The 25478-nt window shown below is 64.5% G+C and carries 20 protein-coding genes; 9 read left to right on the top strand and 11 right to left on the bottom strand.

What is annotated here, in order from left to right; translation table 11 throughout:
* Positions 1-164: 164 nt before the first annotated feature.
* Positions 165-1709, top strand: coding sequence for a hypothetical protein (locus AC0MRV_RS13270; RefSeq protein ID WP_472764964.1), 1545 nt, complete (start codon positions 165-167; stop codon positions 1707-1709).
* 8 nt (positions 1710-1717) lie between these two features.
* On the opposite strand, the gene AC0MRV_RS13275 is transcribed toward AC0MRV_RS13270, so the two are convergent.
* Both AC0MRV_RS13275 and AC0MRV_RS13280 read right to left on the bottom strand, forming a co-directional pair.
* A complete protein-coding gene (locus tag AC0MRV_RS13275; protein WP_472764965.1) occupies positions 1718-3925 on the bottom strand; it encodes a sodium-translocating pyrophosphatase in 2208 nt (735 codons plus the stop codon).
* 64 nt (positions 3926-3989) lie between these two features.
* The gene (locus tag AC0MRV_RS13280) at positions 3990-4769 is read right to left on the bottom strand and encodes a hypothetical protein (protein WP_472764966.1); all 780 of its coding nucleotides are present in this window, start codon (positions 4767-4769) and stop codon (positions 3990-3992) included.
* Positions 4770-5204: 435 nt separating this feature from the next.
* Between AC0MRV_RS13280 and AC0MRV_RS13285 the strand changes: the two genes are divergently transcribed.
* The gene (locus AC0MRV_RS13285; RefSeq protein ID WP_472764967.1) at positions 5205-7184 is read left to right on the top strand and encodes a DUF3857 domain-containing protein; all 1980 of its coding nucleotides are present in this window, start codon (positions 5205-5207) and stop codon (positions 7182-7184) included.
* Between the two features lie 30 nt (positions 7185-7214).
* Complete coding sequence (locus tag AC0MRV_RS13290) at positions 7215-9221, top strand: DUF3857 domain-containing protein (RefSeq protein WP_472764968.1); 2007 nt, start codon at positions 7215-7217, stop codon at positions 9219-9221.
* 56 nt (positions 9222-9277) lie between these two features.
* On the opposite strand, the gene AC0MRV_RS13295 is transcribed toward AC0MRV_RS13290, so the two are convergent.
* Together AC0MRV_RS13295 and AC0MRV_RS13300 are read right to left on the bottom strand one after the other, a co-directional pair.
* Positions 9278-9424 (bottom strand): hypothetical protein, encoded by a 147-nt coding sequence (locus AC0MRV_RS13295; protein ID WP_472764969.1) that lies wholly within the window; start codon positions 9422-9424, stop codon positions 9278-9280.
* A 76-nt stretch (positions 9425-9500) separates the two neighbouring features.
* A complete protein-coding gene (locus AC0MRV_RS13300; protein WP_472764970.1) occupies positions 9501-11207 on the bottom strand; it encodes a CRTAC1 family protein in 1707 nt (568 codons plus the stop codon).
* An 82-nt stretch (positions 11208-11289) separates the two neighbouring features.
* On the opposite strand from AC0MRV_RS13300, the gene AC0MRV_RS13305 reads away from it, so the two are divergent.
* From AC0MRV_RS13305 to AC0MRV_RS13315, 3 genes are read left to right on the top strand one after another with little or no spacing between them, the layout of a single operon-like run.
* The gene (locus tag AC0MRV_RS13305) at positions 11290-12393 is read left to right on the top strand and encodes a sensor histidine kinase (protein WP_472764971.1); all 1104 of its coding nucleotides are present in this window, start codon (positions 11290-11292) and stop codon (positions 12391-12393) included.
* Between the two features lie 8 nt (positions 12394-12401).
* Entirely contained in the window at positions 12402-14435 is a 2034-nt protein-coding gene (locus AC0MRV_RS13310) for a sensor histidine kinase (protein WP_472764972.1), read from the top strand.
* 50 nt (positions 14436-14485) lie between these two features.
* The gene (locus AC0MRV_RS13315) at positions 14486-15241 is read left to right on the top strand and encodes a LytR/AlgR family response regulator transcription factor (RefSeq protein WP_472764973.1); all 756 of its coding nucleotides are present in this window, start codon (positions 14486-14488) and stop codon (positions 15239-15241) included.
* Positions 15242-15453: 212 nt separating this feature from the next.
* Here the strand turns inward: AC0MRV_RS13315 and AC0MRV_RS13320 are convergent, their stop codons facing one another.
* Entirely contained in the window at positions 15454-16371 is a 918-nt protein-coding gene (locus AC0MRV_RS13320) for an SMP-30/gluconolactonase/LRE family protein (RefSeq protein WP_472764974.1), read from the bottom strand.
* 126 nt (positions 16372-16497) lie between these two features.
* On the opposite strand from AC0MRV_RS13320, the gene AC0MRV_RS13325 reads away from it, so the two are divergent.
* Positions 16498-17346, top strand: a complete 849-nt coding sequence (locus AC0MRV_RS13325) for a hypothetical protein (RefSeq protein WP_472764975.1) — start codon at positions 16498-16500, stop codon at positions 17344-17346.
* A 21-nt stretch (positions 17347-17367) separates the two neighbouring features.
* Here AC0MRV_RS13325 and AC0MRV_RS13330 read toward each other — a convergent pair whose 3' ends face one another.
* Both AC0MRV_RS13330 and AC0MRV_RS13335 read right to left on the bottom strand, forming a co-directional pair.
* On the bottom strand, positions 17368-17691 hold the full coding sequence (locus AC0MRV_RS13330; protein WP_472764976.1) for a hypothetical protein: 324 nt from the start codon (positions 17689-17691) through the stop codon (positions 17368-17370).
* A 28-nt stretch (positions 17692-17719) separates the two neighbouring features.
* Positions 17720-18568 (bottom strand): AMP nucleosidase, encoded by an 849-nt coding sequence (locus tag AC0MRV_RS13335; protein ID WP_472764977.1) that lies wholly within the window; start codon positions 18566-18568, stop codon positions 17720-17722.
* Between the two features lie 207 nt (positions 18569-18775).
* On the opposite strand from AC0MRV_RS13335, the gene AC0MRV_RS13340 reads away from it, so the two are divergent.
* Positions 18776-19243 (top strand): hypothetical protein, encoded by a 468-nt coding sequence (locus AC0MRV_RS13340; RefSeq protein ID WP_472764978.1) that lies wholly within the window; start codon positions 18776-18778, stop codon positions 19241-19243.
* A gap of 70 nt (positions 19244-19313) precedes the next feature.
* Positions 19314-20447 carry a rod shape-determining protein gene (locus tag AC0MRV_RS13345; protein ID WP_472764979.1) on the top strand — a complete coding sequence of 378 codons (1134 nt, stop codon included), beginning with the start codon at positions 19314-19316 and terminating at the stop codon, positions 20445-20447.
* A gap of 432 nt (positions 20448-20879) precedes the next feature.
* Here AC0MRV_RS13345 and AC0MRV_RS13350 read toward each other — a convergent pair whose 3' ends face one another.
* The 4 genes from AC0MRV_RS13350 to AC0MRV_RS13365 all read right to left on the bottom strand — a co-directional run bounded on the left by AC0MRV_RS13350 (position 20880) and on the right by AC0MRV_RS13365 (position 25418).
* The gene (locus AC0MRV_RS13350; RefSeq protein WP_472764980.1) at positions 20880-22253 is read right to left on the bottom strand and encodes an alkaline phosphatase D family protein; all 1374 of its coding nucleotides are present in this window, start codon (positions 22251-22253) and stop codon (positions 20880-20882) included.
* 95 nt (positions 22254-22348) lie between these two features.
* Entirely contained in the window at positions 22349-23257 is a 909-nt protein-coding gene (gene lipA / locus AC0MRV_RS13355) for a lipoyl synthase (protein ID WP_472764981.1), read from the bottom strand.
* 101 nt (positions 23258-23358) lie between these two features.
* Positions 23359-24030 carry a lipoyl(octanoyl) transferase LipB gene (gene lipB, locus AC0MRV_RS13360; RefSeq protein ID WP_472764982.1) on the bottom strand — a complete coding sequence of 224 codons (672 nt, stop codon included), beginning with the start codon at positions 24028-24030 and terminating at the stop codon, positions 23359-23361.
* A gap of 137 nt (positions 24031-24167) precedes the next feature.
* Positions 24168-25418 (bottom strand): MgtC/SapB family protein, encoded by a 1251-nt coding sequence (locus tag AC0MRV_RS13365; RefSeq protein WP_472764983.1) that lies wholly within the window; start codon positions 25416-25418, stop codon positions 24168-24170.
* Positions 25419-25478 lie beyond the last annotated feature (60 nt).

Raw genomic sequence — 25478 nt, forward strand, 5'->3', positions numbered from 1 at the left:
TTTCGCCCGGCGGTGCAAAGCGGAAAGCAAGACCGGCCAACCCGAAGGCCGCGCGGCGCGGGTTCCACCTCTGGGCATCTTCCCGAAAATTGTCACCTATTGGGTTACAAATTGGCCGGGGCTGGGATTGATTTTGGGGCGCGGAGTCCCAGCATCCGGGGGCCATGAACCGGGCACCGGCACCAGAATCGTCAGGCGGGCGGGCACGTTTGGTCGGGACGTTGGTGGTGGTCACCATCGCCCTGGGTTGGTGGACGGTGGAGCTGAAAGGGGCGGGGAATGAGCAGGGCGCGGGGGTGGCCGTGGTGGGAGCGTTCTTGACCGGAATGTGGGCATTGCTGGCGGGGGTGACGGCGAAATCCAGCGCCCGAGCCGCTCGCGAGAAGGCACTGCGCGAACAGTATCCGGATGAGCCTTGGCACTGGAAGGAGGAGTGGCATGCCGGTGAGATCTCCGGCGGGGCGAAGGGCGAGGCGATCGCGTTGAGTTTGTTTGCGCTGGTGTTCATGGGGCTGAGCGCCCCGGCGGTTTGGGCGATCCCGGCCGAACTGCGTAAAGGCAACCACCTCATCCTGCTGGTTTTGCTGTTTTGGGTCGTCGGGTTGGTGATGTTGAGGTCGGCGTGGAAACGTTGGGCGCACCATCGTCGGCTGGGCACGTTGGTCTTTCGTCCCGACCCCCTGCCCGGGTCGTGGGGCGGCTTTGTGGGTGGAGTGGTGCACATTCCACACGGAGCGGAGGTGGCGGGTGATGTGACCCTCAAGCTACGCAACGTGCGGGAAACGGTGTCGGGTTCGGGCAAGAATCGCCGCACACGTGACGTCGTGATTTGGGAAACCGGCACCGTGCTCGACGACGAAAAGCTCGCGCACCGGGCGGCGTTACGGGACGTGCCGGTGCTGTTTCAGGTGCCCCGCGGCAAGGGCGAACCCACCGATGAGTCGAATCCGCAGGCGCGCGTGATCTGGCGGTTGCAGATCACGGCGCCGCTCCGTGGTGGGGGAAAACTGGATACGACCTTTGCGGTGCCGGTGTTTGATCGTGGGGAGGATCTGGCGCTGGGTGTGGCACCGGCGCCCTTGTTGGAGTCTGAGGTCGTGCGCCGACCGGACGACTTCATGCGCGAAGCGGGCGTGACAGAGTCCGTCGAGGCGGGCGTGCGGATTTGGCGTATCGACCAACCGGCGGCGCGCAAGGCGGCCTGGTTGCAGTTGGTGATCCTGCTGGTCTTGGGCGGCGTGACGGCGGCGGGGATTCCGGTCATCTCCTGGTTCACGGGGGCGTTCATGTTGCTCCCCTTGTTCATCTTCCTGAGCACGGCCTGGCCGCGTGCGGAGTGCCGACTGGATGACACGCACCTGCACCTCACGCGTTTCACCTGGCGGGGGCCGCGCCGGGCGGTGGTGCCGCTGGCCGAGGTCGGTGACCTGACGTTGACGCGGTCGATGGAAACCGGAGGCGAACAGTTCTGGCGCCTCCATCTGCTCGGCAAAGCCGGGGTGGATGTGGAAGCGCCGCATGCGTTGGAGCATTTTGCGGCCCGCAAGGCTCGTCACCGTTGGCGCAAAGATGCGTCGAACCCGGCAGCGGCGCGGGCCTTGCAGGAGACGCCGCGGTTCCGGGTTGAGGTGGCGGGGTTTCTCAAGAACACGCAGGCCGCCGAACAGGTGAAGGATCACCTGCTGGCGGCCATTTTGGAAAAGCTCTGAGGCGATCCTTAGAAAATCGTCACGGCGACATTCACGCCGGCGGTGACGATGGAGACCATGCTCATCAGTTTGATGAGGATGTTGAGGGATGGGCCGGCGGTGTCCTTGAAGGGATCGCCCACGGTGTCGCCGATGACGGCGGCCTTGTGCGCGGCGGAGCCTTTACCGCCGTGGTGGCCTTCCTCGATGTATTTCTTGGCGTTGTCCCAGGCGCCGCCGGAGTTGGCCATGAAGACGGCCAGCACAAAACCGGTGGAGAGACCGCCGCCGAGCAGGCCGAAGGTCCCCGGCACGCCGTAGAGGATGCCAACCAGAATCGGCACGGCGACCGCGATGACCGACGGGAACAACATCTCGCGTTGCGCGCCGGCCGTGGAGATGGCGACGCAGCGGGCGTAGTCCGGTGTGTCTTTGCCTTCCAGGATGCCGGGCAACTCGCGGAATTGCCGGCGGACTTCCTCCACCATGCGACCGGCGGCGCGACCGACGGCGTTGATGGTGAGGCCGCAGAAAAGGAAGGCCATCATCGAGCCGATGAAGATGCCGAGCAGCACCTTCGGGTTCATGAGGTTGACCTGAAAATACTCCATGAACTGCGGCAAGGTCGCGAGGGCGGTGTTGATGACCTCGCCACCGCGGAGCACGAAGCTGTCCTGCTCGTTGTGCAGCATGGCGATCTTCAATTCCTCGACGTAGGAGGCGAGCAGCGCGAGGGCGGTGAGGGCGGCGGAACCGATGGCGAAACCCTTGCCGGTGGCGGCGGTGGTGTTGCCGAGGGAATCGAGCGCGTCGGTGCGGCGGCGCACCTCGGGTCCGAGGCCGGCCATCTCGGCGTTGCCGCCGGCGTTGTCGGCGATGGGACCATAGGCGTCGGTCGCGAGCGTGAGCCCGAGTGTCGACAACATGCCGACCGCCGCGATGCCGATGCCGTAGAGCCCGAGCGAAATGGATTCGGGTTCAAAGTGCCACGAACCCGCCGCAAACCCGTAGGCGAGGGTCGTGCCGATGACGATGGCGATGACCGGCACCACGGTGCTCATCATGCCGACGCCGAGGCCGGAGATGATGACGGTGGCCGGACCGGTGCGCGCATGGTCACTGATGCCCTGGGTGGGTTTAAACTCCTGCGAAGTGTAATACTCCGTGGCCTTGCCGATCACGATGCCGGTGATGAGACCGACCACGATGGCGCCCCAGATGCCGGTGTAGTTGGGCAGGTCGAGCGCGCGCAGGATGCCGTAGGACGCGGCGATGATGAGCACGGAGCTCAGGTTGACGCCGCGACCGAGGGCGTTGAGCAGGTCACGTTGGGAGGCACCGCTCTTCACTCTCACGGCGAAGATGCCGATGATGGACAGCAGCGTGCCGACGGCGGCGACGAGCATGGGAGCGATGACGGATTTGTAGGCCGCATCGACATCACCGGACGCGGCGAAAGCCGCGGCGCCGAGGGCGGCGGTGGCGAGGATGGAGCCAACGTAGGATTCGTAGAGGTCCGCCCCCATGCCGGCGACGTCACCGACATTGTCGCCCACGTTGTCCGCGATGGTGGCGGGGTTGCGCGGATCGTCTTCGGGGATGCCGGCCTCGACCTTGCCCACGAGGTCGGCGCCCACGTCGGCGGCCTTGGTGAAGATGCCACCGCCGACGCGGGCGAAGAGCGCCTGGAGTGAGGCGCCCATGCCGAAGGTCAGCATCGTGGTGGTGATGACGAGCAGCTTGTGCACCGGATCGACGTCGGTGACGAAGCGGTTGAGCACCACGAACCAGACCGAGATGTCGAGCAGGGCGAGGCCGACCACCACGAGGCCCATGACCGCGCCACTGCGAAAGGCGAGGCGCAGGCCGGCGTCGAGAGACTGGCTGGCGGCGTGCGCGACGCGCGAGGAGGCGTAGGTCGCGGTCTTCATGCCGAAGAAACCGGCGAGGCCGGAGAAGAAACCGCCGGTCAGGAAAGCGAAGGGCACCCAGGTGTTCTGCAGCCCGAGGCCGTAGGCCAGCCAAGCGAACACGCCGGTGAGGATGAGGAAGAAGAGGCCGACGATCTTGTATTGCTGCTGCAGATACGCCATGGCACCCGCTCGCACGTGGCCGGCGATCTCGGCCATGCGCGGCGTCCCCTCGGGGGCGGCTTTCATGCGGCGGTAGAACCAGGCGGCAAAGCCCAGAGCACACGCGGATGCGAGGGGGACGAACCAAAATAAGGAGGAGCTCATGGCGGGAAAAGGCGGATGCGACGGAGGTCGGGCATCACACCCGACCCGCAGGGGGAGGGGCGGGCTATTCGCCCCAAGTGCTCAGGGCGGAGCGCCACCACGGGTAGTGGTTGGTCTCCAGCACGGTGCGGTCGGGGAAGGGGAAGAAACGGAATCCGCCGCCAGCCTGGGCGACGTAGAAACCGCGGTGGATGGTGCGGAAGAGCACGTCCTGCTGCAGGTAGCGGATGACCGTCTTGGTCGGTTTGCCGACTTTGGTGCGCAACTCGCGCAGGCAGTCGCGCAAGTGTTCCAGGTTGGCGTAGGGGAGGTCTTCGATGCCCTCGGCCTCGGGGTCGTCGGCGAGCCGTTGCAGATCCAGTTCGGCAAACACGAGGGTGGGCACGGAAACATTCTGTTCAGCGTCGGTGATCTGCTTGGCAAACTGCCGGGGGCCGAGCGTGCTCACGACCCGCGGGGTGACGGGCGCGAATTCCTGGTAGAGGTGGAAACGGGGGCCCTCGACGCGGAAGTAGTCAGCGGGTTGCAGCTCCAGCACGCGGCCGTCGTTGGTCACGAGGTAAAGGGCCTCGAGCGCGTCGAGCGGCGTGTGCTCGAGCACCCGATAGATCGAGAGGTAGGCGGAGTGTCGCGGGTGTTCGGTGTCACCGCGTTCGAGGTCGGACGAGATGTCCATCTCCTGGAGTTTTTGCGCGGCGTAGTTGTCGGAGAGCCGGAAAAAGATCGCCTGACCGCGCGCCCGTTTGCGCGATCCGGTGGCGAGGTAGGCGCCAAAATTGGCGGGCGGCAGATGGGAGGCGACGAGAGCCTCCGGTAAGAGCGACAGGTAGAGATGGGGTTTCATGGCTGAACGCGTGCGCGGAGGATTAGGCTATTAGAAATAATAACCTTATGCTGCGTGAGAATTGCCTCTGGCTAATCGCAAGTTGTGCAATTGCGGGGCTGCGGGGGGGGCGGGCAAGAGGCGGGGCGAAAACTCCGAGCGGATCAGCAAAGTCTTGCCATGTCGTAACAAGCGCGTGTTTGTTTGGCACCCTAGGGACGATTCCTGGCCGATCCGCCCCCTGCGATTAGACAATGATGATCTGCGTAGAGTTGGAGCGTTTCCACGTGACGGCCGTTCAAAGGAACTCCGGTTCGCACGCCGGCGGATGCTGCTCAAACGACCAAAGGGTGCCGGACTCCACCACCTGGCAGATCATGGCAATTTCTCCTCCAGCCTGTGTTCGTTCCCATGAAAATGTGCCCTTACCCCGCCTTTGTTCGAGCCGTTAACCGCTTGTCTGCGTTTCTTCCGCGCAACAGCCCCTTCGCAAGGGGAAGCTCGGCCCGCTTGGCGATCGCGGTCTTCGCGCTGTTGTTGGCGCTGACCGCGACTTCGCTTGAGGCCCGCAATGACTGGGACCCGATCGATCCGGCGGAGTGGAACCAGACTCGTTCCCAAATCGATCCGGAGGCGCACAGCGAAATCATTTTTAAGCGCATCCGCTTGGGGAACCCCGACCGCGAGGTCTATTTCCGGGTGCGAATCTACGACGAGAAGGGCGTCGAAGAGTTCGCCAAGATTGAACTCGAGCACCGCTCCGGTGGGCGGGTGCACAAGGTGGAGGCGAGAACCATCAAACCCGACGGCACGATTATCGAGCTCGACGAGGACGATGTGTTTGTGCGGGAAACCGTGAAGACCCGGGGCGTGCGCGTGATGACGACCTCCTTTGCCCCGCCGGGGCTCGAGCCGGGAGTGATCATTGAGTATCGATTTGAGCGTATCGGCGGCGGCGCGGGCTACATCAACCTGCTGCAATTCCAGGAGTCCCGACCGGTGCGCCACTGTGAGTATGAAGTGCGGCTGCCCCCGGTGGGAGGGGTGGTGAAAACCCTTTTCCTCAACCGGCCGAAGGAGGAGGTGAAACCCGATCGGGGGAATCGCTACCGTTATGTCATGACCGATTTGCCGGCGCTCCCGGAGGAACCCTACACGCCGGACTTTGAGGGTATCGGGGCGACGGTGCTGCTCTACCTGAGCTACGGCACGAACATGAAGCCGGATCAATACTGGCGCGAAGTGAGCAGCGATCTCGCCAAGGAGACCCGGGCCATCCTGCGCACCAGCAAACGCACCTTGCGCAAAGAACTGGAGACGATCCTCGACGGTAGCGAAGACACCGAAGCCAAGCTGCGGAAGCTGCACGACTTTTGCCGTTCACAATTGATCAACCTGGATCGCGACTCGCCCGAAGCGGTGGCCGCCAATGCGGATGATCCGCCCAAAATCGATTCGGTGAAGGACGTGCTGAAACACCGCATGGGCGACGATCACTGGATCAACCGCACCTTCATCGCGCTGGCCGCCGAGGCCGGGTTTGATGTGCGCCTCGCCACGGTCGGGGACCGCGAAAGTTTCCCGGTCAGTCGCAACATCACCGAGCGGTTTTTTCTCTTCCGCGAAGTCGCGGCCATCAAGATGGCGCACGGTTGGATCCTCACGGACCCCGGTGCGACCTATCTGCCGCTAAGCATGCTGGCGCCGGAGAACTCCTTTGCGCTCACCTGCATCGGCGACTCGAAACAGGAAGTGACCGAAACCTCGCCGGGTTCGGCCGCCCGCCATTCCCTGCGCCGGCGCGTGGCTCGTTTTGAGTTGAAGGAAAACGGCGACCTCGAAGGCACCGTCGAGGAACACCTGCAAGGCTACTGGGCGTTGTCGTGGCGAAAGAACCGCGAAAAGGATTCGGCCGAAGAGGATCGGGATTCGAAGCAGGAATGGCTGCGCGAGAGTCTCGCCAACGCCGAAGTGAGCGACTTCGACGTTGCCCACAAATACGACGTCCTGGAACCCCTCGTGATTCGTTACCGCCTCACCGTCCCGGGCTTCGCCGATCGCACCGGCTCCCGTTTGTTTTTCTCCCCGGCGGTGTTCAACCGCGGCCAGGATCCGGTGTTTGAGGCCGAGAAACGCACGACCCGCATCCTGTTCCCCTACCTCTGGAGCGAGCTGGATGACATCACCATCGTTTATCCGGAAGGTTTCAAACTGGAGGAGCCCTCGGCGCCTGACCGGGTCGATTTCGGACGCATTGGCACCTACGAGAATCGGCTGACGGTGCAGCCCGATTCCCGGGAGGTGAGGCTGCGGCGCGGATGGTCCTTGAACGAGATGGTGCACGGCACCGAACGCTACGATTTCATCAAGGGTCTCTTTGAGGCCCGCCAGGCTTCGGATAACCATACGCTCACCCTGCGCCGCCTGCGCGACTAAGTCCCGACCTTGCCCCCGCTTCCCGTGTCCATGCCTGCCCCGTCCTTTGCTCGCCGTTTATGTTGGATTCTTGCCGCCGTGGCGCTGTTGGCGGCGACCGGCTCGCTGGTCGCGCGGACCAAAGCGCCGGCGTGGGTGTTGGCGGCCGCCGAGCAGCCCGTCGCCGTGGAGACAGGGGATGCGGCGGCGGTGGTTTTGTGGGACGACAGCGAGGTCGAGGTCGAACGCACGGGGAGAGTCAATCATCACTCCCGTTGGGTCATCCGGCTGTTGCGCGATGAAGGTCGCGATGAGGCGGTCGCCTCGGCGAGTTACCTGGAGGACGCCGGCCGGGTGCGCTCGATCAAAGCGTGGCTCGTGAGTCCCGACGGACGGGTGCGCGAGTATGGCAAGAAGGAGCGGGTCGATGTGGCGGCGCATGCGAGTGCACTGGAACTGTATGGCGAGAGTCGGGTGGCGATTGTGGCCGATGCCGCGACGGTGGCGCGCAAGGGCGACGTGTTTGCCTACGAAATCGAGTGGATGGACGAATCGGATTGGGCGGAGCTGCACTGGACGTTTCGCAGTCAGTTGCCGGTCGTGCGCTCCGCCATCGCGGTGACGCTGCCGGCGGGCTGGGACTTTCGCACCAAGTTCTCCAATCATCCTGGCGTTGCGCCGGAGCAAGAGGGCCGCACGCACACCTGGACGCTGCGCAACCTGCCGGGGGTGGGGTGGGAAACCTGGTCCCCGCGGAGCGCGTCGCGAGTGATCGAAATGAGTGTGGCCTTGATCGCGCCGTCGGCGGAGAGCCGCACCCGCACCATGATTGGGGTGGAATCGTGGCAGGAACTGGGGGCGTATTTTGCCGGCGATTACGAACGGGCTTCCACGCCCGACGCGACCGTGCGGGCGGCGGCGGTGGAGACAGTGGCTGGCGCCGAAAACAATTGGGAACGCATTCAACGCCTGTGTCGGCAGGCGCAGAACGTGCGCTACATTTCGGTGGCGCTCGATGTCGGTCGGTCGGGTGGCTACCGTCCCCGGGCGGCGGCCGACGTGCAGCGGGTGGGCTACGGCGATTGCAAGGACAAGTCCGTCTACTTGCGCGCCCTGTTGCGCGCGGTCGGATTGGACGCGCGCGAACTGTTGGTGAGTTCCGGGGCGCGCTACGAAATCGAAACCGACTGGGTGTCGCCGGCGCAGTTCAACCACTGTGTGCTCAGCATTCCCTTGGACGAATCGGCGCCGGGGGACGTGGCCTCGTTCGTCGGGCCGGAAGGACGGCGCTGGTTGGTCTTTGACCCAACGGATGAATACACCCCGCCGGGGCGACTGGACTCGGCCGGCCTGTCGGCGCAGGGATTCTGGTTGTCCGCCGAGCAGGGGGGGCTCGTTGAACTGCCGGCATTGGATCCGGCGCGCTCCTCCATCGAACGCGAGATCGAACTCTCGCTCGATGAGCACGGCGCGGCGACGGGCCGTATGCGGGTGACCTACCGCGGGGACGACGCGTCGCCGCTGCGGGCGTGGTTGCGCCGCACCGATGAGGACCAGCGCAAACGCGGCATGAAGGGCCAGTTTCGCGATCGGTGGACCGCGCCGACGATCGATTCGTTAAGCTTCGCCGATGAATTCGACGACGACAGCGTCCGGATGGACATGACGTTCAGCGGCGAGGGCTACGCGCGGTTGATGCGCAACGTGCTCTTTGTGTTCAACCCGGTGGTGCTGCCGACCGATCTGCCGCGCCTAAAGGCAGAGCAGCGGGAGAACCCCATCCGCTTGAGCTCCAGCCGGGTGATTGAGCGCATGACCTTTACTTTGCCGCCCGGCTACATGGTCGACGAAGCGCCGGAGCCGGTCACGATCGAGGCGGAGTTTGGCTCTTACCTCTTCACGCCGCACTATGATGAGGTGAACCGGCGAGTGGAGGTTGAGCGCCGGCTTGAGTGGCTCCCCGGCCACTGGCCCAAGGAACTTGCCAGCGAGGTTGAATCGTTCGTCGAGCAGGTGCGGGAAACCGAGCAGACACCCTACGTGTTGGAACGCGAGTAATCTTCGCGCCGGCGCCGCCGGGGCGTTCGAACGCGCGGCGCAGGGGAGCGGATGGCTCAGTCCATCGATGAGATCATGCCGACGCCCACGGCGAGAAAAAGCAGGAGGGCGGAGATCATGGCGATGTTGAGCTTGGTGGTCTTCTTCTTGGGTTCAATGAGGGGCTTGCCCTCGGCTTCGGCAGTGCGGTCGAAGTGTTTCATCGCACAGCTTACACGGTTTTCCGGGATTTGCCAAATGCGGCAGCGTATCGGTCGGAGCACTACGCGATGGGGGGCTTCAGGGCTCGGTGATCGTGAGGTGCTGATTGATTCCGATGCCGCGCAGTTCCTGGCGCTGCCCCGAGGGCCATTGGATGACCAGGCGGCGGATGCGGGTGTCCTCGCCGAGGCCAAAGGTGAGGCTGTCATCGGACTGGGCAAGGTAGCCCAGTTGCGGAGCGACGGTGCGCACGGTGATGGCGCGCGGGGTGTGCAACTCGACGCGGGCGCCGTAGGCGGCGCGCTGCGAACGGGTGGCGCGGAGGGTGACCCGCAACCACGGCGGACTGGCGCGCAGGTCGTTGCGCAGGAAGATGGCCGGGCCCTGGTTTTGCGCGATGACAAGGTCGAGATCGCCGTCGCCGTCAAAATCGGCCGTGGCGGTGGCGCGAGCGGTGAAGGGGCGGGGCAGGTCGGTGATGGCGAGGCTTTGGGCGGTCTCCCAGTTGGCGCCGTTCTCCCAGTAGAGGGTGGGCGCGGAGGCGAAGGGCGCGTCGCTTTCGATGCGGGCGAGATCGGGCTCCATGAAGCCATGGGCGCTGAACACGTCGCGATGGCCGTCAAGATCGTAGTCGAGTGCGACGAGTCCGCCGACGGTGGCGAGATCGATTTCGTTGGCGGGGGCGAGCGAGCGCGTGGCGGGATCGAGCGACTGCAACAGCGGGGCGAGGTCGTCGCTGTTGTTGACCGGGGCGAGGGGCAGGGACCCGGCGGCGGCCAACCCGGCGGACAGCCCCTCACGACGCAGGGCTTCGGCCGACACCCACGGCACGAATCCGCCCTCGCGGCGACCCAGGAAGAGGGCGGGCTCGCCGGTGTGAAAATGCAGCAACAAGTCGAGGGTGCCGTCGTGGTCGGCGTCGAGGGACGAAACCGCGAGGGCCTTGTGGCGCGGAAAGCCGGTGAGGGGATCAACGGGCCGAAGCCCCGCCTGATCGCGGAGCGCGGTGAAGGTGCCGTCACCACGGTTTCGATACACACTGGGAAAGGCGTCGAGGAAACCAACCGGCGTGCCGTAGGAGCGGCCGACGCGGGCGAAGTTGATGGCGGCGGCGAGTCCGGCCTCGGCCGGCCAGCGGAGGTAGGGCACGACGATGAGGTCAAGCCAGCCGTCATGGTCGACATCGAGCCAGGCGGCGCCGGTGCTCCAGTCGTTGTCCATGCCGCTGACACCGGCGGCGGTGGAGACATCGGTGAAGGTTTGGTCGCCGTTGTTGGCGAAGAGGCGGTTGGCGCCGATACAGGTGACGAAGAGGTCGGCGTCGCCGTCGTTGTCGTAGTCGCCGCTGACGGCGGCCATGGCGTTCATCACGACGTCGAGACCGGCGGAGGCGGTGACGTCGGTGAAATGGCCGTCGCCGTCGTTGAGGTAGAGTTGGCTGGTCGCGGGGGTTTGCCAGGCGTTGTCGGTCCACGGCCAGGGGGCGCCGTTGACGAAAAAGAGGTCGGGGTGGCCGTCGTTGTTGGCGTCGAAGACGGTGACGCCGCCGCCCATGGAGGTGGGCGCGGCCTCGGTGCCGTGGCGATGGATGAAGTCGATGCCGGCGGCGGCGGTGGTGTTGCTGAAGCGGACGACGGGAGCGGGACGAGTCGTGTCCGGACTGGGGAAGAGCCAGGCGAAGAGGACGTTCAGGATGATCGAGACGACGATGAGTGGAACCAGCACCGGCAAAAGCGGTGGGATCTTGGCCTGGGGAGGCGGCAGGGTGGTGCTGGTGGAGTCCACGGAGGAGATTTCTACAGAAGGGAGGGCGCGGCTACAGCTCTTTGTTGCCTTCGTTGCCTTCTGTAAAAACAACTAGGTCCGCATGACCTCACCGAGCGGCTCCCGTCCCTGGCTTCGTTACAGTGGTGTGCTGCTTTTGTGGACCTTGGTGGGTCTGGCCTTTGCGAGTCAGTTTTACTTGTCGAGTTCGTTGATCGGTCGGTCGGTGTCGTGGGGGGAGGCGATCAGTTACTCGCTGGGGGATTGGTATGTGTGGGCGGTCCTGTCTATCCCGATCCTGTTGCTGGCGCGGAAGTATCCGCCGGATGAAACGCGACCGCTGCGGGTTGGGTTGATCCATCTCGGCGCGGCGCTGGTGATCTCGTTTGTCTATGTGGTGCTGCGGGCGCTGGTGGGGCAGGCGCATGGCTGGATGATTGAGGAGCCGGTGGGGTTCGTGGAGGTGTTTCAGCCCCTGTTGGTGAAGACCTTTCCGTTCAACCTGTTGGTTTATGGCGTGGTGTTTTCCGCCAGCCACGCGCTGGAGTATTACCGGAAATATCATGAGCGCACAGTGCACGCGCTGGAGCTGGAGAAGCACCTGGCGGAGGCGCGATTGCAGGCGCTGTTGCGGCAACTGAAACCGCACTTTCTTTTCAACACGCTCAACGGCATCGCCTCGTTGATGCACAGCGATGTGGATGCGGCGGATGCGATGCTGGTGCGCCTGAGTGAGTTGCTGCGGCTGACGATGAACCAGTCGGGCCAACCACTGACGCGCCTCGCGGACGAAGTGTCGTTTGTGCAGAAGTATCTGGATATCGAGCGCATCCGTTTTCGGGATCGTTTCACCGTGACGGTGAAAGTGGCGCCGGGCGTGCGGGAGTGGCAGGTGCCGAGTCTGTTGCTGCAGCCGTTGGTGGAGAACGCGATCAAGCACGGCCTCGAGCCGCGCACGGCCGGCGGTCGGATCACGGTGCAGGCGGAGCGGGTCGGCGAGGCGCTGGAGATTTGCGTGATCGACAACGGTATCGGCATGCCGGAGGGCGGTTTCACCCGCGAGGGTATCGGTGTCGGCAATACGCGGGCGCGATTGCGGGAGTTGTATGGCGAGCGGCACGTCTTCGCCCTGGAGCCCGCCGGAGGGGGCGGACTTTGTGTGCGGATCGTGCTGCCGCCGACTCCGAACCAGGAGGCAGAGCGCTGAAGGCGAAGGTGATCGGCTTGGTTGTGCTCGGCGCGACGCTGTGGGCGGAGCCCCCGCCGGACGAGAAGGCGTGGCACGCACGTTGGACGGCGGACGAAGCGGCGGCGGAGGCGTGGTTGCGGGAACCGGGCGAGGAGCGGGCGGTGCCGGATGAGCGTTTGGCGTGGGCGGAGTTTTTGGCGGTTCGCGCGGCTGAGGCTGACTCACGGGGGCAATTTGAGTTGGAGTTTCACCTGGCGCAGCGGGCGTTGACGCTCGCGGAGGTGCTGGAGAACGAGCACGTGGCGGCGCGAGCGCGCAACGGCATCGGCTTGGCTCACTGGGGACTGGGGCGGTATCCGGAAGCGGTGGAATCGTTTTCGGAGGCGCTCAAAACCTTCACGGCCCGCGAGGAGTGGACGTGGGCGGCGGGCGCGGCCTCCAACCTCGGCGCGGTCCTGCATGACTCGGGTGAACGTGATCTGGCGGTGGAGTATTATCAGCGGGCGTTGGACTACGATCGTCGGGGCGAATCCCCCCCCTCCTACATTGCGGAGACGCTGGGGAACCTGGCGGTTGTTTGGTTTGACCTTGGCGAAGTCGAGCGGGCGGACGAGCTGGAGCGGCAGGCGTTGGCCATTCGTATCGAAGCGGGCGATACGGAGGGACAGGCGATGAGCCACAGCAACCTTGGTGATCGGTCGCTGCGCACCGGCGACCTGGCGCGGGCGCGCGAGCATGTGGAGCGCGCCTTTACCTTGGCGGGCATGGGCGACAACGCCTACCTGCGGGCCGGCACGCGGATGATGTTGGCGGCGGTGCGGGCCCGCACCTACGGGTTTGACGAGGCCCGCGAGTTGCATGCGCTGGCGCTGGCGGAGTTTGCGGCGATCGGCGCGGTGGCCGAGCTAGCGAGTTTTGAAGGGACCTTGGGGGAGGCCTTGGCGGCGATGCCCGGTCAGGAGGCGTGGGCGCTGGAGGTGCTCGAACGCAGTGTTACGATGTTGGAAGAGCAGGGGCGGCGCGACACTCTGGAGGAGAAATACAGCCTCTTGATCGAGCTGCACCGGCGACTGGGTCAACCCGACGAGGCGTGGGCGGTGGCGGACAAGCGCGAGACCCATCGGCGCGAGTGGAACGAGGAACGTATGGGGCGCCGGGCGCAGTTTCTGAACGTGTTGTTTGCGGTCGATCAAAAGGACCGCGAGCTGGCGCGGCTGTCGGTGGAGCAGGCTCGAGTCGAGGCTGAGGCCGCGCGGGCGCGTTCGCTGCGCAATGCCTGGGCGGGGGCGGCCGCGGTGGTGCTCGTGGGCGGGTCGATGTTGGCGTGGTTGTATGTCGCGGCGCGGCGGGCCAATCGGGTGATCGCAGCGACCAACCGCGAGTTGGCGCAGGCCAATAGCGACAAGGACACCTTCATGGGCATTGCGACGCATGACCTGAAGGCGCCCTTGGCGGTGGTCCGGTTTGGCCTCGGCATGTTGCGGGATCGCTGGGGAGTGAAGTTTGACGACGAAGGCCGCGATCTGCTCGCCGGCAGCGAGCGCGCGGCGGGGCGTTCGGTGGAGATGATCGACGCGTTCCTGGATGCCCAGACGGGGCAGGTGGGCGGCGAGCGCGCGCGGCTGCGGCCGGCGGAACTGGTGGACAGAGTGATGGCGGACGTCGCGCCGGTGGCGGCGGCCAAGGGCGTCGCGCTGGCGTCGCAGGTTTCAGCCGGGGAGGAAATCATATCCGACGCACTGCGGCTTGAACGCGTGTTGAGCAACGTGGTGCACAACGCGGTGAAGTTCAGTCCGGCCGGCGGGCGGGTGACGATCGATACAGCGGTGGATGCGTCGGGTTGGACCCTGCGCGTGCGGGACGAAGGCGCGGGGTTCGGGCGATCCGAAGCCAGTGGGGCCGCGATCGGATCGAGTCACCAGATCGGCCTGCGGTTTTCGGCCCAGTTGATGGCGACTTTGGGCGGGCGGTTGGTGACCGGCGACCGGTCTGATCGCTCCGGCGCCGAGGTGCGTTTGTCTCTGCCCGCGCCCGGGCGCGGCGTCCGGGGGGAGGAATAGACGATGACTTTTCCGCAAATCACGCGCCGAGGTTTTTGTGTTCTTGAGCCATGAAATCGGTCCATGATCGGCAGCAGATGACGGCGATGCGCGTATTGATTGTGGATGACGAGCCCCTGGCCCGGGAGCGCCTGCGGCGTTTGGCGGAACGGGAATCGAGTATCGAGGTCGTGGGCGAATGCGGCAATGGCACCGATGCCATCGCGCGGCTGGCGGAAGGCGGTATCGACATCCTCTTCATCGACATGGAAATGCCGGGTGCGAACGGGCTGGAGGTGCTGGCAAAGCTTCCCGTCGGTGACCGGCCGGCGGTGGTGTTCGCGACCGCGCATGAGAGTTTTGCGCTGGATGCGTTTGAAGTTCAGGCGGTGGACTACCTGTTGAAGCCCTTTGACCGGGAGCGTTTTCAGATCGCGCTGGAGCGGGCACGGGAGTGGCGCGAGACGCATTCGGAGGGTGGGAACGGCGAGGAGCCGGCAGGTCGCCTGAGTTTCAAAGTCGACGGCCGTCTGGTGCTGCTCGCGCCGAGCGAAATCGACTGGGTGGAGGCGGCGGACAATTATGTGGTGCTGCACACCGCGGCCGGACCGCGCCACATGGTGCGCGACACGATGTCGTCCATGGAGAAGCGCCTGGGTAAGGACGCTTTCCTGCGAGCCAATCGATCCGCGCTCGTGCGGATGGACGAGATCAAGGAAGTGCGACCGAGTGCGCACGGCGACTACACCTTGGTGCTGCGCAAAGGGGCGGAGTTGCCGTTGAGCCGCAGCCTACGCGGCAAGCTCGACACGCTTTTCGGCCGGTAAGGCGCACTTCGCCCCTGGTTTCGGGCAGGTCATCCCGGTCGGCTTTTCTTTCGGCGCGGGATCCCGTTTGTTCGTTCTCGCATCAAGGTTGGTTCACGCAAACAAACACGCGCTGCTTTCGAGTTTGGGACGAGGCGGCGCGTGTATGTTTTTTAGGGGTAAATCATCGCGGGAACGCCCCTGAGCGGACGCAGCGTTTTACGATGCCGGCCTTACAGGTCGATGAACACGAGTTCGCCGGAGGCGGTATCGGGCACGATGAGGGTGTTCGTCGTGCGATTGAGATAGTGATCGGCGGCGGACTTGGCGGTGTGGATCAGCCGCGCCTCATGGCCGTTGGGCGCGCGCACAAAAATCCGCCCGGTGCGGACCTCGGTCACGATCAGGTTGCCGGCCGCGTCGGTCTCCACGCCGTCGGCCGTGCGATGGCCGGTGGCGATGACCTGCGGCGTCTGCCCGGGATAGGCGGCGATGATGTCGCCGAGAAAGAAGGAGCACACGAGGATGCGGCCGTCGGGCTCAACGAAAACGCCGTTGGGGAAGCGCATCATCGGGGTGTGGTCGATGGCGACCGTGACGACACCCTCCCAGGACACATGGTAAACACGACCGGGCGGCGGGATGTTGAGCACGTGCGGGTCGTCGAGCGCGCGGATTCCGTCGGGCCCGAAAATCTCCCAGACGGGACCCATCTCGGTGACGTAGACACCGCGGCCGGTGGGATCGAGCGCGACATCGTTAAGATAGGTGGGCGGATCCGGGAAGGCGGCGGGGCCGGCGAGCACGGACTTGGCACCGGTCTGGTCGAGTTTCCACACCGTCTGCATGTCGGCGAAGACGAGGTGTTCGCCGGAGAACACGATGCCCTTGGGTTGGTCGAAACCGGTGGCGAAGATGGTGACCTGTCCCTCCGGCGTGACGCGACGCACCTCACCGTCGGTGGTGGCGTTGGGATCGTTGGCCTCGCGCGAGCCCATCATCGTCACGTAGTAGTCGCCGTCCCAGCCTTGGGTGAGGCTTTCGGGAGCGACACCCACGTCGAGGGTGCGAATGGCGGCGGAGGCGAAAGGCGCGACCAGCAAGGCGGCAGCGGCGAGGAATCGGAAAGCAAGGCGACGGGGCAGGGGCATGGCGTCAGGTTGCCGTCACCCTGACTGGGGGCGAAGTGCGGACACGTTTGACGTTAAGACGACGTCGCCGCCCTCAAATAGACGGTAGGCGGGGGGAACATGCACGGCGCGGGTCAGTCGCAGAACTTGCCGATGTCCTTGTTTGCTTATCTGTATCGTCCCCTTGGTTCCTCGCTTCGATTACTGGCCGCGATCGGCCTGTTGCTTGCCACAACAGGCGCGGTGCGGGCGGACATTGAGGACATGGCGGTCGTGGCGGTGACCGACATGACGTCGGCTGGACGGGAACGTCTACCCGTGACGCGTGAAAACCCGGTGTATTACCAGGCGGTCACGGCGGGCTATCAGGATTTTGGGCGGGGCATGGCGGGAGAGAAAATTCCTGAGAACGACGCGTTTCTGCAGGTCGTGCTGCGCACGCTGAAGAAACAGGGCTACATCCCGGCCACGGAGGACAACAAGCCGACGCTCGTGTTGGGCTTTTCCTGGGGCAGCGTGCGCGGTGACATCGGTGGCGCGTTGGCCGCCTTGGGCGGCGACAAACTCGATTTGATGGATGAGGTGAGCGAGCCGTTGGGTCTGAATCCCAAGCAGTGGTTGCGCGGTCTCCGCAGCGAGAAGGCCGACCGCGTGCTGGAATTGGCCAAAGGCGATCTCTTCGTGATGAACATCGCGGCCTATGACCGGGAGGCGCTGATCCGAGGCCGCAAAGTGAAACTGTGGAACACCCGTATTTCCAGTCCGGCGCGGGGGGTGTGGGCGGCCGATGCCTTGCCGAAGATCGTCGAAGTTGGCGCACCAGCGATTGGCGTGGAAACGCTGACGCCGGAACTTACCACCGTCCGCGAAGGCTTCGGGCGTTCGGGCGATGTGCAGATCGGCGACCTGACTGTGGTGGACGAGGATTTCGACCTGCAGGAATTGCAGTTGCTCGACATGACGAAGGAAGAGCCGTCGGCGGCCGACGCGCGTTAGGCGCGGGCGTGGGCGAGTGCTTCACTTCAGCCGCTTTTGCCCGGGGCGTTTGAACAGGCGTCGCAGCAATAACTCGATGCGATCGAACAGCGCGGCCATCCAAGCGGATTCGCCGGCGACGAGGAATCCGGCCAAGGCGTAGAACAGCACGGCGGGACCGGGCAGGATCATCAGTGGCACGGCAATCACGAGGCAGAGCAGGGCGATGCCGATGAGCACGATACGGCTCCATTGGGAACCGCCGGAGCTGCGCTCACGTTCACGCCGTGCGTAGCGCTCGCGGAAGCGTTGCCCGGCTTCGGCGGTGCGAAATTCGTGCCAATAGTGGCGAAGGCGATGGCGCATGGAGTGCCCGGAAAACGGGCGCGGTCTATCAGAACTTCAGGTGCTTCAGGGTGAGGCCCTGATTGATGAGTTGGTTGAGCGATTCGATGCCGATCTTGAGGTGATCGGTGACGTAGGTGTCGTCGACCTCGGCGTCGCTTTCGGCGGTCTTTACGCCCTCCGGCACCATCGGTTGGTCGCTGACGAGAAGCAGCACGCCGGTGGTGATCTCGTTGAAGAAGCCGGTCATGAAGATGGTGGCCGTTTCCATGTCGATGGCGATGGCGCGAACCTTGCGGAGGTATTGTTTAAACTTGGCGTCGTGCTCCCAGACCCGCCGGTTGGTGGTGTAGACGGTGCCGGTCCAGTAATCGCGGGCGAAGTCGCGGATGGTCGTCGAGATGGCCTTTTGGAGCGCGAAGGAGGGTAGGGCGGGGACCTCGGGCGGCAGGTAGTCGTTGCTCGTGCCCTCGCCACGAATGGCGGCGATGGGGAGGATGAGGTCGCCGATCTCGGCGCGATGTTTGAGGCCGCCGCATTTGCCGAGGAAGAGCACGGCCTTGGGTTTGATGGCGGTGAGCAGGTCCATAACCGTGGCGGCGGTCGCGCTGCCCATGCCGAAATTGATGATGGTGATCCGACCCGCCGTGGCGGAGGTCATGGCCTTGTCCTTGCCCCGGATCGGCACGCGATGCCAGCGGGCGAAGAGCTTCACGTAGCGGTGGAAGTTGGTGAGCAGAATGTGGTCGCCAAACTCATCGAGCGGCACGCCGGTGTAGCGGGGCAGCCAGTTTTCCACGATTTGCCGGCGGGTTTTGAGGCCTTGGCGGGTCTGCGAACCGGAGGGCGATGAGGAGGGCGGGGCGGAGGCGGCGGCGGACGTGACTGGCTTGGGCATATGTTGCCGCTCAACCTAGGAAGGGGCGGGGAATTGTCGATGCCGGTCCGTGGAATCGTCGAGCGCACGGCCAAGGAGGAAGGAATTGCCGGGTGCGATGCCAAAAGATGAGCGGGAAATGATTGGCATGCGGAGTATGTAATGGAAGTCGTTGATAAAAAATGAAATAAAAACTTTGGCACGTGGAATGCATTCATGGCGGCACCTATGATTCACGTTCCCGCCACGACTCCCATTCCGGTTGCTTCGGCTGACGCGCTTTGGCGCGAGATCAGTGAAGCGGCTCATGAAAGCTGCCTCGCGAAGTGCACCGGGCGGCATCGGGATGCGCGGCGTTTGATGGAGCACACGCTGCCGCTGGTCATCCGCGAGTGGTCGCAGGCCTGCGGTCTGCCGGTCAGTGAGCGCAAGGAGCGCCTCCGCAAGCTGTTCGAGCAGGTGCAGGAGCGCGTGGCCTCGGCGGTCATCAGCCGTCGCCTCGCCGAGGAAAGCCTGCCGGCGGAAGAGCGTCGCAGCCGCGTGCTCGGTCGCCCCCTGCAACTCACCCGCCGCATCCCCATCGCCGACGTCGCCGGGATGATCGATGCCCTCAACGAAATGGAACAGCGCTGGAACCCGACCGCCGGCTCCCGCGTTTCCCGAACCCTTTCAAAACCCGCTTTGGTCACCGCCTGAGCGAGTAACGAAAATCCAAATACCAACTCGGTTCAACCAACCAACAACCACCACTAGAAAGTCAGATCAAATGAGCACCACCAAAACCGCCAAGAACTCCAAGGCCAAGGTCCTTACCGCCGACACCACCCTCACCAAGAACGCCCCCTTGCTGGTCGGCTTCGATTGGGGCACCAACATGTCCCGCATCTACGCCGCTTCGCTCGGCGCCACCGAAGCCGCCGTTGATGAGAGCATCCCGACCGTCGTCGGTTACGCCAAGGACGAGGTTCTCGCCGGCGTCATCCCCGGTGACGAGAAGGTCGTCTTCGGCGCCATGGCCAACAAGCACAAGCTGCACCTGAACCTCGTCCGCCCGCTCGAGGGTGGCGTGATCCAGGACACCAAGGCCGCCCGTCTCTTCGCCCAGCACATCAAGTCCAAGCTCGGCGAGGGCAACACCGAGGTGCGCGCCGTCATTGGCATGCCCGCCAGCTCCGACCTTGAAGCCCGTGAAAACGCCCGCGAGGCCGTGCACGGTGTCTTCAACAAGGTTCTCTTTGTGCCGGAGCCTTTCCTCGCTGCCCTCGGTTACCGCCAGGAAGACAAGCTGCAGGACATCGATTATCAGGACCCCGTCCTCAATTCCCTTTACGTCGACATCGGTGCCGGCTCGGCCGACGTCTGCCTCGTCCAGGGTCACTATCCGACCACCGAGGACCAGCTCACCACCAAGCTCGCCGGCGACGCGGTTGATCGCATCATTCTCGAAAAGATCCTCGCGGCCTACCCGGATTGCGGCCTCACCCTGCCGCGCGTGCGCTCCATCAAGGAGAAGCACTCCTGGGTGCTCAGCGAAGACGCCACCACCCCGGCCATCGCCACCATCATGGTCGGCGGCAAGCCGCGGAAGATCGACGTCACCACGCAGGTGGGCGAAGGCTGCCAGGCGCTGCTCGAGGAAGTCTTCAACATGACCAAGGAACTCATCGCCCGCGCCGATCCAGACAGCGTCGAGGAGCTGCTGCAGAACGTCATCGTCACCGGCGGCGGCAGCCTCATCAAGGGCTTCGGCGTCGCGCTGCAGACCAAGCTGCTCGAGGAAGGCTTCGAGAACCCGCGCGTGCATGTGCTCGGCGACAACTACAAGGACTTCGTGGCCAAGGGCGCGCTCAAGACCGCGTCCCGCGCCCGCGAGGACCAGTGGCAGTCGCTGCTCGACTGAGCCGTAACCGGTCGCTGGATACGGACTGGGGTCGACGATCCCGGCTTCAGCGAATTCCGGTGGAAACCTTTGGGCGCGCAGCGGGTGAACGCTGCCACGTGAGCCTTCACTGCGCGCCCCTGAAACTTGGAGTTATCCGATGGTGGTTGCCGTCGGTATGATCTGACTCCGTTGGTATCAGCCCCCGGCCCCCAGCCGGGGGCTGTTTGCTGGGTGAACGAAAATTGAGCCCACGAAACACCCGAAAAAGCACGAAAGGGAATCAGGGTTTCGTGTCTTTTCGGGGGTTTCGTGGGACATCGACGCAGTTGGTCGGATGCCTTGGTCGGCTGACGCACTGGAACGACGTCGTCGGGACGTCGGCGTCCACCTGATGGGCTGGTTTGAGGTGGACCGCGACCTCCGGACGCGGTTGCCGGTGGCGTTGACGGATTACTTCACCTGCAGGTCGCTCAGTTTGATGACCTGCGTGAAGCGGGTGTCGCCCTGCTTGTCGATGCAGGTGACAAGCAGCTCGCGCGCTTTGCCTTCGCCGCGCAGGTCGATGCGCACAAAGTTCTGGTCGCCGACGAGGGTGTCTGGAATCAGGTGCGGGTCGTCGGCGCGTTCGCTGACCTCGACGTTCCACGAGCCGCTGCTCAAGGGGGAGGAGGTGATTTCGTAGACCTTGCGGCCGTCGGAAAGCTCGCGGGCGTAGAGTCCGGAAAAGTGCACATCACCGGTGAGGAAAACGACGCCGGACAACTCGTTCTCGACGATGAAGTCCATCAGCTCCTCGCGCTCGCGACGGTAGAGTTCGTGCGACTCGCCGGCGAGCTGGGTCTGGAGCATCTGGTTGCCGGTGGCGATGAAGAGGAACTTGAAGTGGTTGAGTTCCTTGGCGGCGAGCAGGGACTGTTTCAGCCACTCCAATTGGCGGCGCCCCCATTGGCTCTTTTCCGGGTGCTTGTCCTGATCGAGGCCGGCCGCGTCGCGGTAGTAATGGTTATCCATCAGGAAGAACGCGGCGTCGCCCCAATAGAACTTGCTGTAGACGCCGGGGTTGTCGCGTTCGCCGTAGCTGTGGTTACCCCAGTAGGCTTTGAAGATCTCGAGCGCGGTGTCCTTGTATTCGTAGGACCAGTTTGAGTCGTTGGGCCCGTAGTCGTGGTCGTCCCAGGTGGCGTAGTGGTGCATGACGCCGAGCAGCTTCTGCATCTCCGGGATGGCGCGATCGTGGGACGGGCGATACCAGAGGCCGCTGATCGAGTCGTAGTCGGGTTCGCGCCAATACCAGTTGTCACCGGTCCAGATCATGAAGTCGGCGCCGCTGTCGCCCATGAGTTCAAAGGTGCGGGTGGTTTTACCGTAGGGTGTGCCCGGGCGGTCGTATTCCGGGTCATTGATGTAGGCGCAGGAGCCGACGAGGAAGGAGAAGTCGGGCGGGGCCTTGCGCCATTCCCACAAATCCTGGGTGGCGAAGGTGGCGGGTGCGGCGAGGGTCTGCTCCACGCCATCGATCACCAGCTTGTAATCGTAGGTGCCGCCCATCTTGAGCAGGCCGGGGCGGAAGTGGTGGATTTGGGTGCCGGCCGGGGTGGCGGGTTTGTCGGTGTGGGTGAGGGACGACGCGGTGTCGGGCTGACCCTGCAGCCAGTAGGTGAGGGTGACCTCCTGCGCGTCCTTCGTCTCGAGCCAAAGGAAGACCTCCCGATGCGCCCGGTAACCCAACATGGGGCCGGAAACGATGTCGCCGGCGACGAGCGCCGTGGCGAGCGAGAGACCGAGCAAAGCAAACCGAAGAACGGAACGAAGGCGCGAGTGCATGGCCGGGGACGCTGGTGCGGCGGCGGCCAAAAAGCAAAACCCGACCGCGCCGGGTCGGGTGACAATTGAGCGAACCTGGCCGCGCGGCGGGCCCGCTAGCGGGTGCCCGCTAGCGCGTTGGCGTCGTTGCGATGTTCGGCGCCGGTGTATTTTTCCGACTGCTCGTCGGCGTGGTAGCTGGAGCGCACCATGGCGCCGCTTTCAACGACGCCGAAGCCGAGTTTCAGGCCCCATTCCTTCCAGTGGGCGAACTCGTCCGGATGCACCCAGCGGTCGATCTTCCAGTGACGGGCGGTGGGCTGGAGGTATTGGCCGATGGTGAGGATGTCGACCTGGTCGTCCACGAGGTCGCGCATCGTTTGCTCGATCTCCTCCTTGCGCTCGCCGAGGCCGAGCATGATGCCGGTCTTGGTGGTGAAACCGCGCGACTTGGCGTGGCGTAGCGTGGAGCGGGAGCGATCGTAGCGGGCCTGCACGCGCACGGGTTTCTGCAGGCGTTCAACGGTCTCGACATTGTGGTTGTAGATGTCGGGGGCGGCGTCGAGCACGGTGTCGACCTGATCGATGCGGCCCTTGAAATCGGGCACCAGCACCTCGATCGCGGTTTGCGGATTGCGGTGGCGCACCGCGCGGATGGTGGCGGCCCAGATCCCCGCGCCGCCATCGGCCAACTCGTCGCGGGCGACCGAGGTGATGACGCAGTGCTTGAGGTTCATCTTGGCCACGGCGTCGGCCACGCGGGCCGGTTCAGCGATGTCGTATTCGGTCGGGCGACCGGTTTGGATCGCACAAAAGTTGCAGGAGCGCGTGCAGATGTTGCCCAGGATCATGACCGTGGCCGTGCCGCGGGACCAACACTCGCCGAGGTTGGGGCACTGGGCGCTCTGGCAAACCGTGTGGAGCTGGTGTTCATCCACAAGCGAGCGCACGGCGGAATAACCGGGGCCGGACGGCAGTTTGGCACGGAGCCAGGAGGGTTTACGCGTGGTGTCAGTCAGATCCATGAGACGGAAAGAACCACGAATGGACACGAATGGACACGAATCACAAGTGAGCAGTCACCGCTGGGGGAACCATTAGCGGAGGCATTCGTGTATATTCGTGTTCATTCGTGGTTTAAAAAATCCTGCCAAAGGAGGGTGAATTCCTTGGCCAACACGTCGCGGACCTCGGCCGAGGTCGGAGGCCGGGGCAACTCGGCGGCGAGGGAGGTGACCGTCCCCTCGGCGCTGGCGATGCCGCAGGGCACGATGCCGGCGAAGTGATGGAGGTCAGGCGCCACGTTCAACGCGAAACCGTGATAGGCCACCCAACGCCGCACGGCGACCCCGATGGCGGCGATCTTGCGCGTGCCCACCCAAATGCCGGTGAGTCCTTCGCGGCGGGTCGCGGCGAGGCCGAGGGCGCCGACCGCGCGGATCATGACCTCCTCCAGAAAGCGCAGGTAGGCGTGGAGGTCTTTGACCGCGGAGAGGTCGACGATGGGGTAGCCGACTATCTGCCCCGGACCATGGTATGTGATGTCGCCCCCGCGGTTGGTCTTCGCCACGCTGATGCCTTCGCGGGCGAGATGCGGGGCATCCCAGAGCAAGTGCGCATCGGCCCCGTGACGCAGCCCGACGGTGTAAACCGGGTCGTGCTCGGTGAACACGAGCGTGTCGGTGATGCCGCCCTGAATCCGGTCTTCGACCATGCGCAACTGCCGCTCGGTCGCCTCCGCGTAGGAAGTGCGACCCCAGTCGACGATTTGCAAAGGATGGGTGGTGGCAGTGCTCACGGTGCGCACCGTGTTCGTGCACACCGCGAAGGCAACTTTACACCGTGTCCTTGTTCCTCCCAGACAGGGCGGTCACTTGTAACGTATTACGTTACAAATGGCCGTAAGATACAGCTAGAGAGATGATTGGGTGGTATTTAGTTGAGCAGGATCATGGCGCCGCCCACTGCGGCGGTGGCGCCGAGCACAAGGGCGACGGGTTTACGCAGGGCGGGGGCGCCGAGCGAGACGGCGAGCGTGGCCTTGAGGATGGAGTTGGCCACCGCGCCCATGACGATGGCCTTGGTCGCGAGGTCGAGCAGCACGGAGCCATTGCGTTGCGTTTCGGCCATCGAGAGCGCGATGGCATCCATGTCGGTGAGGCCGGACACAAAGCTCAGCGGCAGCAGGCTGTCCTGCATGTCGAGCTGGGTGGCCGCCTTCACCATGAAGGCGAACAACGCGTAGAGCAGGGCAAACTTGATGGAGGTCTTGAGGCTGAGCGGGTTGCTCACCGCGGGCGAGCCGACCTGTTTGCTGTCCCGCGACCGCAGTAGATACCACGCGGCGAACAGCAGCGCGGGCAGCGTCATCACTGCGAGCGGCAACGCCGAAGAGAGAGCAAGCGCAGGGTTGAGCACCGCGATCACGGCGATCACGCGTGGCACCATGACGGTGCAGGCGGTGCAGATGGCGAAGGCGTAGCCGATGGAGAGATCCGGGTCTTCCTTGCTGCGGCGACTGAAGGCGAGGGTGGTCGCGGTGCTGGAGGCGAGTCCGCCGAGCAGGCTGGTGATCACGATGCCGGATTTGGTGCCGAGCACGCGCATGGCGACGTAACCCACAAAGCCCACGCCGGAAATGAGCACGACCATGAGCCAGGTGGAGTAGGGGTTGAAGCCGTTGAAGGGCCCCATCGCGCGGTCGGGGACGAGGGGCAGGATGACGCCGGTGATGGCCGCGAATTGCAGGGCCGCCCGGATGTCCTCGGGGGTGAAATTGCGGGTCCAGGCATGGATCGGTTTTTTGGCCCCCAGCATTACCATGGTGAGCGCGGTGGTGAGCACGGCGGCCTGCGACATGCCCCAGGCAACGAGTGCGCCGGCCAACAAGGTGAGCAAGGCCGCCGCGAAACTGGTGCCGCCGCCGTGGCCTTCTTCGATTGATTTCCAGCGGGCGAGAATCTGGTGGGTGGCGACGGCGACGATGATCACCGGAAGCACCCACGGCGCGAGACCCACGGTGGTGCCGCCGAGGCAGCCGAGCATGCCCCAGAGCGCGTGGGTGCGCACCCCGCCGAAGTCCACCGTATCCGGCTGGTGCTTTTCCTGTTCGCTCCATTGGCGGATGAGGCCAACGAGCGCACCAAGGGCGGCGCTGGCCGCGATGTAAGCGAGGGCGAGGGACATGGGGCTAAATTGAGGATTTTGGCCGACGAATGCACCGGTTTTTGCATTTGCCGTGGCTGG

It is taken from the genome of Actomonas spartinae, assembly GCF_051209155.1.
GTDB lineage: Bacteria > Verrucomicrobiota > Verrucomicrobiia > Opitutales > Opitutaceae > Actomonas.